Annotated in this window: 22 protein-coding genes; 12 read left to right on the top strand and 10 right to left on the bottom strand. The window is 63.8% G+C overall.

Going from position 1 to position 14,947, the window contains the following annotated elements:
* Nucleotides 1–99: 99 nt before the first annotated feature.
* Nucleotides 100–564: a GNAT family N-acetyltransferase gene (locus Q4543_RS10875; protein ID WP_303438190.1), complete on the top strand. Its 465-nt coding sequence runs from the start codon at nt 100–102 to the stop codon at nt 562–564.
* Here the strand turns inward: Q4543_RS10875 and Q4543_RS10870 are convergent, their stop codons facing one another.
* Complete coding sequence (locus Q4543_RS10870) at nt 565–963, bottom strand: hypothetical protein (RefSeq protein WP_303438186.1); 399 nt, start codon at nt 961–963, stop codon at nt 565–567. It lies immediately after the preceding gene.
* A 175-nt stretch (nt 964–1,138) separates the two neighbouring features.
* Here Q4543_RS10870 and Q4543_RS10865 point away from each other — a divergent pair, with 175 nt between their 5' ends.
* Complete coding sequence (locus Q4543_RS10865) at nt 1,139–1,705, top strand: HdeD family acid-resistance protein (protein WP_303438184.1); 567 nt, start codon at nt 1,139–1,141, stop codon at nt 1,703–1,705.
* Here Q4543_RS10865 and Q4543_RS10860 read toward each other — a convergent pair.
* From Q4543_RS10860 to Q4543_RS10835, 6 genes are all read right to left on the bottom strand, one after another.
* Entirely contained in the window at nt 1,702–2,511 is an 810-nt protein-coding gene (locus Q4543_RS10860; RefSeq protein WP_303438181.1) for a division plane positioning ATPase MipZ, read from the bottom strand. The two genes, Q4543_RS10865 and Q4543_RS10860, sit on opposite strands and share 4 nt — an antisense overlap.
* Before the next feature lie 158 nt (nt 2,512–2,669).
* Nucleotides 2,670–3,233, bottom strand: a complete 564-nt coding sequence (locus Q4543_RS10855) for a F0F1 ATP synthase subunit B (protein ID WP_216003081.1) — start codon at nt 3,231–3,233, stop codon at nt 2,670–2,672.
* 5 nt (nt 3,234–3,238) lie between these two features.
* A complete protein-coding gene (locus tag Q4543_RS10850; protein WP_303438178.1) occupies nt 3,239–3,790 on the bottom strand; it encodes a F0F1 ATP synthase subunit B' in 552 nt (183 codons plus the stop codon).
* An 86-nt stretch (nt 3,791–3,876) separates the two neighbouring features.
* Nucleotides 3,877–4,101 carry a F0F1 ATP synthase subunit C gene (locus Q4543_RS10845; protein ID WP_009505655.1) on the bottom strand — a complete coding sequence of 75 codons (225 nt, stop codon included), beginning with the start codon at nt 4,099–4,101 and terminating at the stop codon, nt 3,877–3,879.
* A 77-nt stretch (nt 4,102–4,178) separates the two neighbouring features.
* Nucleotides 4,179–4,973: a F0F1 ATP synthase subunit A gene (locus Q4543_RS10840; protein WP_216003083.1), complete on the bottom strand. Its 795-nt coding sequence runs from the start codon at nt 4,971–4,973 to the stop codon at nt 4,179–4,181.
* Nucleotides 4,963–5,334: an AtpZ/AtpI family protein gene (locus Q4543_RS10835; protein ID WP_216003084.1), complete on the bottom strand. Its 372-nt coding sequence runs from the start codon at nt 5,332–5,334 to the stop codon at nt 4,963–4,965. Before Q4543_RS10835 ends, Q4543_RS10840 begins: the two co-directional genes overlap by 11 nt.
* Before the next feature lie 250 nt (nt 5,335–5,584).
* On the opposite strand from Q4543_RS10835, the gene Q4543_RS10830 reads away from it, so the two are divergent.
* A complete protein-coding gene (locus Q4543_RS10830; RefSeq protein WP_216003085.1) occupies nt 5,585–5,941 on the top strand; it encodes a metalloregulator ArsR/SmtB family transcription factor in 357 nt (118 codons plus the stop codon).
* A 17-nt stretch (nt 5,942–5,958) separates the two neighbouring features.
* On the opposite strand, the gene Q4543_RS10825 is transcribed toward Q4543_RS10830, so the two are convergent.
* The 3 genes from Q4543_RS10825 to Q4543_RS10815 form a co-directional block, all read right to left on the bottom strand.
* Nucleotides 5,959–6,837, bottom strand: a complete 879-nt coding sequence (locus Q4543_RS10825; protein WP_303438167.1) for a DMT family transporter — start codon at nt 6,835–6,837, stop codon at nt 5,959–5,961.
* Nucleotides 6,834–7,715 (bottom strand): LysR family transcriptional regulator, encoded by an 882-nt coding sequence (locus Q4543_RS10820; protein WP_303438223.1) that lies wholly within the window; start codon nt 7,713–7,715, stop codon nt 6,834–6,836. Before Q4543_RS10820 ends, Q4543_RS10825 begins: the two co-directional genes overlap by 4 nt.
* A gap of 193 nt (nt 7,716–7,908) precedes the next feature.
* A complete protein-coding gene (locus tag Q4543_RS10815; protein WP_303438164.1) occupies nt 7,909–8,154 on the bottom strand; it encodes a hypothetical protein in 246 nt (81 codons plus the stop codon).
* A 476-nt stretch (nt 8,155–8,630) separates the two neighbouring features.
* Here Q4543_RS10815 and ffh point away from each other — a divergent pair, with 476 nt between their 5' ends.
* The 9 genes from ffh to Q4543_RS10770 all read left to right on the top strand — a co-directional run bounded on the left by ffh (nt 8,631) and on the right by Q4543_RS10770 (nt 14,946).
* The gene (ffh, locus tag Q4543_RS10810; protein WP_303438161.1) at nt 8,631–10,148 is read left to right on the top strand and encodes a signal recognition particle protein; all 1,518 of its coding nucleotides are present in this window, start codon (nt 8,631–8,633) and stop codon (nt 10,146–10,148) included.
* Nucleotides 10,149–10,682 (top strand): GNAT family N-acetyltransferase, encoded by a 534-nt coding sequence (locus Q4543_RS10805; protein ID WP_303438159.1) that lies wholly within the window; start codon nt 10,149–10,151, stop codon nt 10,680–10,682.
* Nucleotides 10,679–11,209, top strand: a complete 531-nt coding sequence (locus Q4543_RS10800) for a GNAT family N-acetyltransferase (RefSeq protein WP_303438157.1) — start codon at nt 10,679–10,681, stop codon at nt 11,207–11,209. Before Q4543_RS10805 ends, Q4543_RS10800 begins: the two co-directional genes overlap by 4 nt.
* 111 nt (nt 11,210–11,320) lie before the next feature.
* Entirely contained in the window at nt 11,321–11,626 is a 306-nt protein-coding gene (locus tag Q4543_RS10795; protein ID WP_216003090.1) for a chorismate mutase, read from the top strand.
* A 39-nt stretch (nt 11,627–11,665) separates the two neighbouring features.
* Nucleotides 11,666–12,031: a 30S ribosomal protein S16 gene (gene rpsP, locus Q4543_RS10790; RefSeq protein ID WP_303438153.1), complete on the top strand. Its 366-nt coding sequence runs from the start codon at nt 11,666–11,668 to the stop codon at nt 12,029–12,031.
* A gap of 130 nt (nt 12,032–12,161) precedes the next feature.
* A complete protein-coding gene (locus Q4543_RS10785; protein ID WP_303438151.1) occupies nt 12,162–12,950 on the top strand; it encodes a MipA/OmpV family protein in 789 nt (262 codons plus the stop codon).
* A 79-nt stretch (nt 12,951–13,029) separates the two neighbouring features.
* Nucleotides 13,030–13,536 carry a ribosome maturation factor RimM gene (gene rimM, locus Q4543_RS10780; RefSeq protein WP_303438148.1) on the top strand — a complete coding sequence of 169 codons (507 nt, stop codon included), beginning with the start codon at nt 13,030–13,032 and terminating at the stop codon, nt 13,534–13,536.
* On the top strand, nt 13,533–14,321 hold the full coding sequence (locus Q4543_RS10775) for a hypothetical protein (protein WP_303438146.1): 789 nt from the start codon (nt 13,533–13,535) through the stop codon (nt 14,319–14,321). The genes rimM and Q4543_RS10775 overlap by 4 nt, the downstream gene beginning before the upstream one ends.
* A 46-nt stretch (nt 14,322–14,367) precedes the next feature.
* Nucleotides 14,368–14,946 (top strand): hypothetical protein, encoded by a 579-nt coding sequence (locus Q4543_RS10770; protein WP_303438144.1) that lies wholly within the window; start codon nt 14,368–14,370, stop codon nt 14,944–14,946.
* Nucleotide 14,947: the final 1 nt, after the last annotated feature.

The raw sequence follows: 14,947 nt of genomic DNA, 5'->3' as shown, positions 1-14,947 counted from the left end.
ACGGGTTATCCACAAGATATTGCGTGAACCACGACCATCTAAGGGATTGACCTGCGGAATGTTAGTGCGTTTCATCGCCGGACTGAAACGGAGCTGCCAATGCCTCTTGCCATAACACTGGTTTCGCCCCGCGATCCGCGCGCTGCCGCCCTGCTTGCCGAAAGCCATGCGCTGATGGATTCACTGTTTCCACCCGAAGCCAACGCATATCTGGATATCGAGGCGCTGTGCGATCCGTCGGTCACGTTTTACGGCGCTGTGGAGGGTGGCGAATTGCTGGGCTGCGCCGCGCTGGCACGCAAGGATGGCTATGGCGAGGTGAAGTCGATGTTCGTGGCCCCGGTGGCGCGCGGCATCGGCGTGGCGCGACGGCTGCTCGAACATCTCGAAGCCGCCGCCGAGCGCGAGGGGCTGCATCTTCTACGCTTGGAGACAGGCGACAAGTTGGCGGCTGCGGTGTCGCTCTACGAGCGCTACGGTTACAAAAGGCGTGAGCCATTCGGCGGTTATCAGACCAACGGGTCCAGCCTGTTTTACGAAAAGGCGGTCAGCGCGCCATCTTGATCAGCGCTTGGTGCATTCCAGCGTAGCCTCGCCGCCCAGACGATCGTTGATGTAGCTTCCCATGATGTCGCAGGAGATGATGCGATTGCGCGGCTCCTTGGGGGCCGGGCGGCCATGGCAGCTAAGCCCCATCACCATCACCGCCGGATCGCCCGTCACCCATGCCGGCTTGCAGCCGGTTTCAAGAAAGACCGCTTTTTGCGCCCGCTCGGAAATCGGGCCGTAGCGGGCCGGGAATTCGGGATTGGTGCGGATCACTTCGGCCATGTCATCCCTGAACCGCATCACGAAAGTCGACCCCTCGACCTTGCGCGTGACCGGCGTTACGCCGTAGAACCCCGGCCCCCCCATGTTGCAGGCGGCCAACAAGGCGACGAAGCTGAGGCTGATGTGTTTCATCCCGTCACTAGACGACAGAATTGGTTAACAGTTGATGAACGTTGCTGTCATGGCACGTTGCCTCCGGGCGTTCCAGCCCACGCACCCTTCGCTTACGACATGGCCGCTGCGACATCTTGGCATGGAACCGGCTCTGCGCGGGCTCGTTCGGTTTATAGAAAGATGGAGAGCGATCATGACCGATCATGCCGACAGCACCCACCGCCGCACGCCACGGCCCCTGCGCCCCGACTGGCGCTGGATGCTCATTCTTGGCGCCCTGCTGATCGTCGGCGGGCTGATGGCGTTTCTCAACCCGTTCGCTGCATCGCTGACGGCCGTGGCCATTGCCGGGGGCATTTTCACCCTCGGGGGGGCCATTCAGATGTGGATCGCATTTCAGGACGAGGGCGGCGGCGTCGGGCGCGGGCTCTCGGGCCTTCTGGGCCTGCTGATCCTTGCCTTCGGCGTGTCGCTGATTGCCAACCCGCTGATGGGCATCGTGTCGCTGACGCTGCTCATCGCCGGCTTCTTTATCGCCTCAGGCGTGCTGCGGATCTGGCTGGGGCTGATGATGCGCCATCTGCCCGGCTGGGGCTGGCTGGTCGCATCGGGGGCCGTCTCGGTGATCCTTGGCGTGCTGGTCATCGTCGCACTTCCCAGTGACCCCGGCAGCTTGCTGGGCCTGTTCCTTGGCGTTGACCTGCTAAGCACTGGTGTCGGACTGACCGCGCTGTCGCTGAAGATCCGCGCCCGGCGCTAGAATTTGACGGTGACGCCCGGCAGGTTGATGGTGACCAGCAGGTCGCGCAACTCCTGCCGCGCGGCAACGTTCGAGATATTCAGCGCCCGCACCCCGATATCGCGCAGATCGAGCAGCGTCAGCCCGCGCGGGAACAGTTCGCGAAAGATCACCCGCTCGGAAAAGCCCGGCGCGATGCGGAAGCCGATCCGCTTGGAGAGCCGATCAAGCGCGCTCTCCATCTTCTGCTTGTTGATCATCTGCTGCACGCCAAGCCGGTTGCGCAGCACGATCCAGTCGATCGGCGGGCGCCCGGTTTGCGCCCGCAACTGGCGCGCCCCCCAGACCATTTCGGAATAGACCGACGGGCCAAGAATGCGATCCGTCGCGCCGTCGATCCGCGCCAGCAGGTCGAAATCGATGAAACTGTCATTGAGCGGCGTGATCAGCGTGTCAGCCATCGAATGCGCGACCTGGCTCAGCCGTGTGTGCGAACCGGGGCAGTCGATCAGGATGAAATCCGACTGCGGCTCGAGGATCGCCAGCGCCTCGGTCAGGCGACGGTCGTTGACGTTTTCGGCGGGGGCGAGCTGTTCGGGCGCAACCTCGGGCAGTTCGATGTACCGGGGGGTCGGCAAGTCGATCCCCTTGGAATCAAGAAACGCCGCCCGGTTCTGACAATAGCGCCCCATGGTCTTTTGCCGCATGTCGAGATCAAGCGTTCCCACCCGGTGACCCATGCGCACCAGCGCGGTCGCCACATGCATCGAGACGGTGGATTTCCCCGCCCCGCCCTTCTCGTTTCCGACAACAATGATATGCGCCACGTCTGCCTCATCTGTTGGGGTCCGGATCTGCCGCCCGGCCCAATCGCGCTACCTCATCAAGACGTGATCGGCAAGATCTTGCCCAGATTTCCGCCCCTCGGAAACGACAAAAGCCCGACCGCAAGGCCGGGCTTTGACAGATTGCTGAAACCGCGGGATCAGTGCAGCTTGGCACCGACTTCCAAGATGGAATCGTCGATCATGCGGTCCTTGTCGGCAGCCGAGGTCTGCTGGGCAATCACGTCCCGCGCAGCGGCAACCGCCACCATCGCAGCGCGATCGCGCACGTCTTTCACCGCTGCGGACTGCGCCGAGGCGATCTGCTCTTCGGCGGCCTGCAAACGGCGCGCGATGGTCGCTTCAAGATCCTTGTGCGCCTGCGCCGCAGCCGCTTCTGCCTCGACCCGGGCGTTTTTCACGATGCTGTCGGCCTGCGCCGCAACCTCACCCTGCTTGCGCTCGTAAGAGGCCAGCAGCGTCTGCGCTTCTTCGCGCAGGGCGCGGGCTTCGTCGAGCTCGTTGCGGATGCCGGTCGAACGCTTGTCGAGCAGGTTGCCCAGCAGCGACGGCACCTTGAAATACACAAGCACCCCAAGGAACAGCAGGAAACCGATCAGCACCACGAAATCGGTGTTGCGCAGCGAGAAGAACGGGCCGGATGCGGCCAGCGCGGGGCTGGCTGCAAACATGCCAAAAGCGGTGGTCAGGGTCAGCTTGCGCATGTCTCTCATCCTTTCAGACGGCTGTCGACCGCGGCGGAAACCGTCTGGGCGTCGGCCTTGCCGCCAAGTGCCGCAACGATGGCAAGGGCGGTATCCTTCGCCACGATCTCGACGTTCTGCACGGCAGAGGCGCGGATTTCAGCGATGGCAGCTTCGGATTCGGCAGTCTTGGCGGCGATCTGCTCGTCGGCCTTGGCCACGGCGATGTCGAGCTGCGCCTTGATGTCGTCGCGGGTGCGCTGGCCGATGGCCTGAGCTTCGGTGCGGGCGTCGGCAAGCGCCTTGTCATAGGCCTTTTCGGCCTCGGACGCCTGACGCTTCAGCTCTTCGGCAGCCGCGATGTCATTGGTGATCGTGCCGGTCCGCTCGGCAAGAACCGACGCGATGCGCGGCAGAGCGACGCGCGACAGGATGAAAAAGATCACCACAAGGGCGATCAGCAGCCAGAAGATCTGGTTGGGAATCCAGTCGGCGCAAAGCTGGGGCATCCCGATGGCGGAGCCGTGCTGGTCGACGCAAAAGCCCGCAAGATCTTCGGCGAGTTGTGTGGTCGCCATGTTGTCCTCCGTCGGAACGTTGTCTTTACTTCGGGCGGCCGCTCAGCAAGAGGGCCGCCCGCGCGTAAGGATGCTTTGGTACCGTCTTAGACGGCGAACATCAGCAGCAGGGCAACGAGGAACGAGAAGATGCCGAGTGCTTCGGCGAAGGCGATGCCGATGAACAGGGTGGCGGTCTGCGAAGCAGCTGCCGACGGGTTGCGAAGCGCGCCCGACAGGAAGTTTGCAGCAACGTTGCCGACGCCGAGAGCGGCGAGACCGGTGCCGAGACCTGCGAGACCTGCGCCGATGTGTGCGAGTTGACCTTCCATGGGGGTATCTCCTTACGTCTGGAAGTGATCTTGAAGAGGGGTGTGCGGGGGGCGCGGGCCAGATGGCCCGGCCGTCGTCAGTGATGCGGGTGCAGCGCGTCCTTGAGATAGACGCAGGTCAGGATCGTGAACACGTAGGCCTGAATGAAGGCCACGAGCACTTCGAGCCCGTAAATGGCAGTGATCGCGACAACCGTCAGCGGCGAGACGGCGGCGACAGCGGCAAAGCCCGCAAAGACCTTGAGAACCGCGTGGCCTGCCATGACATTGCCGGCAAGACGAATGGAGTGGCTGACCGGGCGGACGAAATACGAGATGATCTCGATCACCGCGAGCACCGGACGCAGCACCAGCGGCGCCGAGCTGACCCAGAACATCGCAAGGAAGGACGGGCCGTTCTTGACGAAACCAAGGATGGTCACGGTCAGGAACACCGCCAGCGCCAGCACGATGGTCACGGCGAAATGCGACGTCGTGGTAAAGCTCATCGGGATCAGGCCAAGGAAGTTGGCGGTCACGATGAACATGAACAGCGTCATGATATAGGGGAAGTACCGCAGGCCGTCCTTGCCGGTCACGTCTTCAATCATCTTGTAGATGAAGCCGTAGGCCAGTTCGGCGATCGACTGGGTGCGCGAGGGAACGATGGCGCGGCGCGAGGTGCCCAGCACCATCAGCGCAAAGATCGCAAGGATGGCGATGCCAAGCCACAGCGTCACGTTGGTGATGGTGAACATGCCGACATCGCCATGGCCGAACAGCGGCTTGACGATGAACTGGTCCATCGGGTGGAAGACGAGTCCGGTGGCCTCTTCGGCATGGCCTGCGCCATGTTCCGCCATCTCTGCACCGTGCGCTGCTTCAGTCGCCATCTCGGTCCCTCTTTTCGGTCTCGTCGGCCATTTCGGCCGGGTTGTCCCTGGCCAGTTCGGCCACCTGTTTGTTTTGCAGCTCGCGCGCCGTGCGGATCATCACGTTGACCCCCGCCGCGAAGCCCAGCAATGTGAACAGCACCATGAGCCAGGGCTGCGTTCCGAAGACCGCGTCAAGCCCGTAGCCGATGCCAAAGCCGATCCCCAGACCGGCCACCATCTCTGTCACCATCCGCCAGGCGTGTTGCGCCTGCGAATAATGCTCCTCCTGGTGCTTGCGGGTGTCGCCCCGGGCAGCTTTCGCCGCCGCGATCTTCGCCTCCAGCGCGTCGAGTTGCCGCTTTGGATCGGGATCGTTCACCCTGTCTTGCCCCTTCGAGGTTCCAGAAGGGTGCTAAGGGCTGAGGGGGCCTGAGTCAAGAAGCGGTAACTCTTTCTTGCTCGCACACCAATATATTGATTTAACTGTATTATTTACATGATCGCAGATCCACCCGTACCGAAATCACCCGCAGTTAGCGCCATCGGGCAAGCGCAGGTATATTCAACCCCGCGGTTGACTGTGCTCCGGCGGCTTGACGCCGGGCACCGCCGCGCCGCTTATGGCGGTCATGACCGACACGCTTTCCGCCGTCTTTGCCGCACTCGCCGATCCGACCCGCCGCCGCATCCTTGCGATGCTGCTCGAGGATGACATGGCGGTGACCGACGTGGCCGAGCCCTTCGACATGTCGCTTGCTGCGATCTCGAAACACCTTGCCATCCTCGCCTCGGCGGGGCTGATCAGTCAGGACAAGCTGGGCCGAGTGAAATGGTGCAAGCTCGAACCGGACGCGCTGCGCGAAGCCTCGGTCTGGATGTTCGGTTTCGGGCTGGTCGAGCCGGTCAACCTTGATGCCTTCGAGCGGTTCCTTGCGTCCGAACTGAGCGATCACGCCGAGGCCAGCGCCGGAAATACCCACGACTAAGGCGCCCCTGCCCGGCGTCAGTCCTGCTTGAGAAGCAGCACGAGAGCAAGGCAAGTCATCGCCACGCCGACAAGGATCATCGCCGGCGGCAACCCCTTGCCAAGCGCCATCTGCCACAGGATCACCCAGGACGGCGTCAGATAGGTATAGGCCATCACCTTGGCGGCGGGCAGGCGCAGCGCAGCGTATTGCAGCAAGACAAAGGTGATCGCCGTCGCCGCGACAGCGGTATAGACGATGGTCAGCCAGACGATGCCCGGCAGCGCCGCCCAATCGGTCGCGAGGATCTCGGGCGCACCGATCACCAGCAGCAGCGCGGTGCCCGCAAGGTTTGTCCAGAGCGTAAAGACCAACGCCGGCTCGCCCCGGTTGAGCCGCCGCACCAGCGGCGCATAGAACGCATGGGCGGCGCAACCGATGAAATACACCGCCTCGCCGCGCCCGATGCCCTGCCGGAACAGGGTGCCGAGGTCACCGCGAAAGATCACCCACAGCGCGCCGGTCGCACCGACGCCAAGCGCCAGCACCATGCGCCGGGTCATGCGCTGGCGCACCAGAAACCAGCCAAACCCCGCCGCCATCAACGGCGTCAGGGTGAATACCGCCGACATGCTGACCGGCGCCGCGAATTTCAGCCCTTCGAACATCAGCACGAAATAGGCGATCATCAGCCCGCCCAGCACGCCATAGCGCCACGGCGCGCGCAGGCTTTCGCGCGTCACCTTGCCGCTGATCCCGGCGATCAGCGCCAGCAGCGCCCCCGCGATCACGAAGCGCACCGCGTTCAGCGCAACCGGCGCAATCTGCGGCGCCGCCATCGAACCTAGCGCGAAGCTTCCGGCCACCAGCGCCGAAAAGCTTAGCATGGCAAGATGGCCCTGAGCCTGCGGGCTCATGTGGCAGACATGCCCGCCGCATAATCCTTGAGATGCTTGAGAAAGGCCTGCACCTTCGGCGTGCGGTGCAAATCGACATGGGTGACAAGCCACAGCGCCGACGACCATTCCTCACGCGGGGGCAGGACTTGCACCAGATCGGGATCCCCGGCGGCTTCCTGAACAGACATGAAGCCCACCCCGGCGCCTGCTTTCACCGCTGCCTGCTGCACACGCCCGTCTTCGGCGCGAAACACCACACGTTCAGGCGGCACATTGGCACGCATCCAGATGGCAAAGGGCGCGCGGATCTCGAGATCATCAAAGCCGATGAAATCATGCGTAGCAAAATCCGGCCCTTCCTGGGGCATGCCGCGCGCCGCGATGTAGCTGCGCGAGGCGTAAAGCGCCAGCTCCTGCCGGGGAAAGCTTTGCACCACGTTATCAGGCTCTTGCGGGACAGCCCCGGCGCGCAGTGCCACATGCGCTTCGCCATATTCAAGGCGGAACAGCCGGGCCCCGGTCATGTAGCGCACCACGATCTCGGGGTAGGCGGCGCGGAACGAGGTCAGCGCGCCAACCATCAGCGGGTAGAAATTGATCAGCGAGGTGACCAGCAATTCGCCAGACACCCCCTCGCCCTGCCCGCGAATGCGCCCGGCAAGCTGCTGGAACTGGTCATCGGTGGTCTGGGCGACGCGGGCCAGATCGCGCCCGGCCTCGGTTGGGGTGTAACCGCGCGCATGGCGTTGGAACAGCTTGACGCCCATCCGCTGTTCAAGCGCATCAATGTGACGGATCACCGTGGCGTGGTGCACTCCGAGCACCTCGGCGGCGCCACTTACGGTGCCAAGCCGCGCCACCTGAAAGGCGGTGCGGATCTCGTCCCAGTTCGTCATCATGCAATCGGCCTGTGCGTATGGTCACTTTCGCCGCCGATATGACGCAGCCCTGTTCGAAATTGCAATAAAAACCGCCCCTCGCGGCCGCATCTGACGGGATACTGCACAAAGAAAAACGCCCGGGAGGCCCCGGGCGTTTCGAAAATTCTGCAATTGCGCACCCAGTGCAGGGCCGCGCAGGTCGATCACCTTAGTTGGTGGTCGTGGTGGTCGTGGTCGACGAGGAGCCGTCGCTGTCGCCGTCCGAAGACGCGAGGATCGCGATGATCACGGCTGCGCCGCCCATTGCTGCCAGCGCATCGCTGGGGATCTCGACGCCGCTCGACGTCACGGCATAAGGGTCATCGACGGTGACGACTGCAACCGGCTCTTGTGCGAAGGCGGCCGAGGTCGACAGAGCGGCAAAGAGAGCGGCCGAAGTCATAAGAGTTTTCATGGTGAGTCACCTTTGAAATGCGTGTTTCTAGGTTGGGTCTTAGCGCGTTCAGGGCGAATCGGCTAGCCTGATTTTCTGCAGCAGCGAACATCCGCGACAAAACCGGGCGAGTGTGGCCCGTTTGCGTAATTCGGCGTCACATTGAATCCGGTCAAGCAGCACCCGATCGTCAGTTAATGCGAAACCCGGCCCCGACCAGTCGCCGGAACGTGCGAGTGGCTATCCTGTCCGGGCGCGCAAATCAACCGCCGCCGGGCCTCAGCCCTGCAATCCTTGACTCGGCGGCGCCAAGAGGGTACCTCCCGCGCAACTCCGGATGCCGTATTGTGCCTCCGGTCCCTTGGGCCAGGCCCGGGATCGCCCTCCGTCAGCGCGTTGCGCCCACGGAGGCCATTCCGCTTTGGCGCATTGGAATTAACGGCGCCGCCCCCATCTTTGGGGCACGATGGATCAACAGACGAAAGGCCAGTGGCCCCATGTTCGAGACTCTCTCTGATCGCCTTGGCGGCGTCTTCGACCGGCTCACCAAGCAGGGCGCCCTGTCGGAGGATGACGTTCGCACGGCCCTGCGCGAGGTGCGCGTTGCGCTGCTAGAGGCGGATGTGTCGCTGCCAGTGGCGCGCCAGTTTATCAAGGCGGTCGAGAAAAAGGCCACCGGCGCGGCGGTCACCAAATCCATCACCCCCGGCCAGCAGGTCGTGAAGATCGTCCATGACGAGCTGATCGCCACGCTTGCCGGCGAAGGCGAGCCCGGCAGCTTGCGCATCGACACACCGCCCTCGCCGATCCTGATGGTCGGCCTGCAGGGTGGCGGCAAGACCACCACCACCGCCAAACTGGCCAAGCGGCTCAAGGAGCGTGACAAGAAAAAGGTCCTGATGGCCTCGCTCGACGTCAACCGCCCGGCGGCGATGGAACAGCTGGAAATCCTCGGCAAGCAGATCGGCGTCGACACCCTGCCCATCGTCAAGGGCGAAGACCCGGTGGCCATCGCCAAGCGCGCCAAGACTCAGGCCAGCCTTGGCGGCTATGATGTCTACATGCTCGACACCGCCGGTCGCCTGTCGATCGACGACGAGCTGATGGCACAAGTCGAAGCGGTGCGCGACGTCGCCAACCCGCGCGAGACGCTGCTGGTGGTCGACGGCCTGACCGGTCAGGACGCCGTGCACACGGCGGAAAACTTCGACAGCCGCATCGGCATCACCGGCGTGGTGCTGACCCGGATGGATGGCGACGGGCGCGGCGGCGCCGCCCTGTCGATGCGCGCGATCACCGGCAAGCCGATCAAGTTCGTCGGCCTTGGCGAAAAGATGGACGCGCTGGAAACCTTCGAACCCGACCGGGTCGCGGGCCGCATCCTTGGCATGGGCGACATCGTCGCGCTGGTCGAGAAAGCGCAGCAGACGCTCGAGGCCGAACAGGCCGAGCGCATGATGAAGCGCTTTTCCAAGGGTCAGTTCAACATGAACGACCTCAAGATGCAGCTCGATCAGATGATCAAGATGGGCGGCATGGGCGCGATGCTTCAGATGATGCCGGGCGCGGCCAAGATGGCCAAGCAGATGGACGATGCCGGCATGGACGACAAGGTCCTGCGCCAGCAGATCGCCCTGATCAATTCCATGACCAAGAAGGAACGCGCCAACCCCGCGCTGCTTCAGGCCTCGCGCAAGAAGCGCATCGCCAAAGGGTCGGGCATGGATGTGGCCGATCTCAACAAGCTGCTGAAGATGCAGCGGCAGATGTCCGACATGATGAAGAAGATGGGCAAGATGGGCAAAGGCGGCATGCTGAAACAGGCCATGAAGGGCATGTTCGGCAAGGGCGGCATGCCCGAAGGCATGGACCCGTCGCAAATGGACCCCAAGCAGATCGAAGCCGCGGCCAAGGCGATGGGCGGCAAGATGCCCGGCGGCTTGGGCGGCTTTCCCGGTCTGGGCGGCGGCGGTGGCCTGCCCCCCGGCCTTGGCGGATTCGGCAAGAAGAAGTAAATGCCAGCCCCTGTCCTGCATACGCCTCGGCTCACGCTGAGGGGCCACACGATGGCCGACCTGACGGCGCTTTGCGCGCTGCTCGGAACGGATCGTGCGTGCTATATGGGCGGGGCGGTATCGCATCTGGACGCGTGGCGCTGGATGGCCTCCGAGGTGGCCATGTGGGACCTGATGGGCCACGGCGCTTGGGGCATCGAAACCCGCGATGGCGTGTTTCTGGGCCAGGTCGGCATCTGCCAGCCGCCGCATTTCCCCGAATGCGAAATCGGCTGGACGCTGCTGGAAACGGCCGAGGGCAAGGGCTATGCGTTCGAAGCCGCAACCGCCGCGCTGCATTGGGCCTGGTCGCAGGGGTTCGGCACGCTGGTATCCTATGTCGACCCGGCCAACGCCCGGTCACGCGCCTTGGCCGAACGGCTGGGCGCGATCCACGACCCCGCCGCGCGCCTGCCCGATGGCGACACGCCGGATGATTGCCTTGTCTTCCGCCACAGCCCCGATTCCGACGGCAACCCGGAGGCCTACGCATGAGCCTTGTCGCCGCCCCTGTCCTTGAGAGCGAAAACCTGATCCTGCGCGGCCCCATTGCGTCGGACGCAGAGCCCGTGATTGCCTTCCTGATGGACCGTCCCCGTTCAGACGGGTTTGGCGGCAGCGATACCCGCTCCGACGCGTGGCGCTGGTTCACGGTCAATCTCGGGCACTGGCTGCTGCGCGGCTACGGCTATTTCACCATCGAGCTGAAAGACAGCGGTTTGCCCGCCGGTCTGTGCGGCATCTGGAACCCCGAGGGCTGGCCCGAACCGGAAATCGGCTGGGTGACCTTTGCCGGTTTCGAGGGGCGCTCGATCGCCTACGAGGCCGCGCTGCGGGTGCGCCGCTACGCCTACGACGACCTCGGCCTGACCACGCTGACCTCGAACATCGTGCCCGGCAATACCCGCTCGGCAAAGCTCGCCGAACGGCTTGGGGCCCGCTATGAGCGGACCTACACCAACGTGGCGATGGGCGAAGACGACCTGTTCCGCCACCCCGGCCCGGACGAGGTGCTGGGATGAGCGCCGCCTGCGAACAGCTCCACCCCGCGACCGCCGCCCTTCGGGCGACAGCGCATGGCATCGCGATGGCGATTTTCGCCGTTTCCCTCTTCAAACCGAAAGGCTGGGCCATTGACTGAAACCATCGACCCGGTTGCGCGCGCCGCATCCCTTCTGAAAGGGCACCGTGAAAGCATCGACAGGCTCGATGCGATCCTTGTCTTCACGCTGGCCGAACGGTTTAAGCACACGCAGGCCGTGGGGGTGCTCAAGGCCACCCACGAGCTGCCCCCATCCGATCCCGCGCGGGAAGAACAGCAGATCGCGCGGTTGAGGGAATTGGCGAGTCAGGCGGATCTCGATCCGGAATTCGCCGAGAAGTTCCTGAATTTCATCATTCAGGAAGTCATCAAGCACCACGAACATCACCAATCCTGACGGCCCCCGTCAGCAACGCCATTCAAAGGAGAAAACCCAATGGCTCTTAAAATCCGGCTCGCCCGCGGCGGTTCCAAGAAGCGCCCCCACTACGCCATCGTCGTCGCCGATTCGCGCATGCCGCGCGACGGTCGTTTCATCGAAAAGGTCGGCACGTATAACCCGCTGCTCGCCAAGGATGACGAAAACCGCGTAAAGCTGGACGTCGAGCGCGTTCAGTACTGGATCAGCCAGGGCGGCCAGACCACTGACCGCGTGTCGCGCTTCCTCGAAGCCGCTGGCGTCATTGAAAAGAAACTGCGCAACAACCCCGACAAGGCCAAGCCGGGCAAAGCCGCCACCGAGCGCGCCGAAGCCAAGGCCGCCAAGGTTGCCGCAGCAAGCGAAGAGACCGCAGCAGAGTAATCCACTGTTGCAAGGTTGCATGGGGCGCGTGGGAAATCATCCCGCGCGCCTTTGTCGTTTGATTGGTGCTGTTATTTCGTGGCAATCACGCTAGTCTTCTCTCGTACCGCTTTGCCCGGGGTCCTGCCAAATGTTCATCGCTCGCCTTGCCTATTGCCTGCCGCTTGCCGCCGCGCTGATCGCCGGCACCGCTTCGGCGCAGGAAGCCGTGTCGACGCAGGGAACGTCGCCCGGCGTGGTGTTCTCGCTGCGGGGCGGCGTTGCCAGCGCCCCCGATTTCTTCGGCTCCGACGATTACACCGCAGGCCCAGACCTTGGCTTCAGCTTCCACGGGCTGACGCTGAACAATGGCTTCAGTCTTGGCGACAGCGATCCGTGGAACGATGCGATGGGCCTCGGGTTCGGCGGCTCGTTCCGCTTTATCCCCGAGCGCGATTCGTCGGACCACGACACGCTGCGCGGCATGGATGACATCGACGCCACCGTCGAGCTTGGCTTTGGCGTCAGCTACACCGGCAACGCCTACGAGGTCTTCGGCAATGTGCGCCGCGGCTTTGGCGGCAGCGAGGCATGGGTCGGCGAAGCCGGGATGGACATCATCGCCCGCCCTGACGAGCGCTGGAAGCTGACCATGGGCCCGCGCCTGTTCTGGGGCAACGACAGCTACGCCAACACCTATTTCGGCGTCGACAGCGACGAGGCCACCGCCTCGCGCAGTGCCTTCGACGCCGATGGCGGGCTGCTGTCCGCCGGCGTCGAGATGGGCGCCAGCTACCAGTTGAACGACGACTGGGGCATCGAAGGCGCGGTGACGTGGGAAAACTACCGCAACGATGCCGCCGACAGCCCGATCGTCGACGACACCGACCAGTGGACCGTGCGGCTGGGTGTGACCCGCGTGATGCGGCTTCGGTTCTGATCCTGCGGGAATGATTGCAAAGGCTCCGGGCGCTGGTCTATCCAGTGACCCGGAGTTTTCATGTTCAGAGGAACGCAACTTGAGCGATACGATCTGCGTCGGCACGATTTCAGGCGCCTTCGGGGTGCATGGCGAAGTCCGCCTCAAGAGCTTTACCGCCGATCCCGAAGCCATTGCGGATTACGCGCCGCTGACCACCGAAGACGGCAGCCGCAGCTTTGATGTGCAGATCACCCGCCCACTCAAGGGCGGCTTTGCGGCGCGCCTGTCCGGCGTGCGCAGCAAGGAAGACGCCGACGCCCTGAACGGCACGCAACTGTTTGCGCCGCGCGACCGGCTGCCCTCGCTGCCCGATGACGAATATTACCATGCCGACCTGATCGGCCTGACGGTGGTCGATCCCGGCGGGGTCGAGATCGGCACAGTCAAGGCAGTGCTCAACCACGGCGCGGCGGATCTTCTTGAACTGATCGTGCCCGGCTCCTCCAGAACCGTGCTGCTGCCCTTTACCCTCGCAGCGGTGCCGACGATCGACCTTGCGGCGGGGCGCATCGTGGCCGACCCGCCCGAGGGCCTGCTGGAATGACGCTTGTCGTCATTCACCCAGGATTTCACAAGACCGGTACCAGCACTGTCCAGATCGCATTGTCCCGAAACCGGGCGCTGCTGGAACCGCATCTGCGGCTGTACCTGCGCGAGGATTTCGAGCCGCTGGCCCATTCCGCACGCAGCTATTCGGTGAGCCGCAGCGACAAGCATCGCGACGCCATCGGCCGCAACGCGCTGCGCTTCTTTCGTGGCATCGGGCGCGACGATCCGCGCCCGGTGCTGATCTCTTCCGAGGATCTGAGCGGGCACATGCCCGGTCGCAACGGCATCACCCGCTACGACGCCGCCCCAACCATTCTGGCGCTGATCGCAGAGAACGCCGCGCATTGGTTCGGCCCCTCGCTGGATCTGACATTCTATTTCAGCACCCGTGCGCCTGACCCGTGGCTGCGCTCTTGCTGGTGGCAGAACCTGCGCTCGACCCGGCTGACGCAGGATCTCGACCAGTTCTCGCAGGGGCTTCCCGACGCCGCGGACCTGCCTGCCATCGTCGGCGCCGTTGCGGCCCGCACCGCGTCCTGCCCGCTCGAAGACAGCACCCTGCGGCCCGAAGGCCCGCTGAGCCCCATGCTCGATCTGCTGAGCCTGCCGGATCAAATTCGCAACCTTCTGGTGAGTCCGCCGCCGATGAACCAGCAGCCGGATCTGGGAATTGCCGAGGTGCTTCTGGCGCTGAATCGCAGCGGCCTGGAGGACGAGGCGCTTTCGGAAGCCAAAAAGACCATGCGCAGGCTTGCGCAGAAACAAGGCAACGTGACCTGACGGCATCCCTTGGGGAGTGCAAGTCTCGGTATTTGCGGAATTCCTCTTGATTTTAGCGCGCCCGCAGGGAAAAGCCTTGTGCAAGACTTTCAAGAAAATGGAGAAAATTGTGAGTACTGTTCGTCACAAGTTGTTTTCCTCCTGGGCAGTGTTGTCGCCCGCGTTCAATAATATTTCCGCGCCAATCCGCACGTTCGGCGTGCGTCCGGGTTTGTCCCGCGCGGCCACCCTTGCCGCACGCCTGCTGGACAGCCGCGCCAACAAACCCAATCTGATGCGCCGCCCTGCGCTGCGTCGGGCGCTGGCCAAGGCCCCCGCAACCGACCAGATGCGCGCCACCGTTGACGCGGTATTGACTGGCGACGCACATGATTGCGCCAGCCCTGCGCTTGCCGAACTCTTCGGCCGCATCATCGAGCACTGGCATGATGGCGATGCCTCGACGCTCGGCAATGCCGAGCTGCTTCAGCTCTGCACGCTCAAGGAACTGGTCGAGGCCGGCCCGGCACGCGCCGCGGAACTGTCGGACCAGTTCGTGCATCCCGACCGCGTGCTGGAAATCCGCGACCGCATTTCCGAACACGGCACTTCGGAGCATAGCATCGCCGAGCAACGCGCCGCTTGAG

Source organism: Salipiger sp. 1_MG-2023 (genome assembly GCF_030547555.1).
Taxonomy (GTDB): Bacteria; Pseudomonadota; Alphaproteobacteria; order Rhodobacterales; family Rhodobacteraceae; genus Salipiger.
Note: the sequence above shows the minus strand (reverse complement) of the source record. Positions and strands in the feature narration are given on the sequence as shown.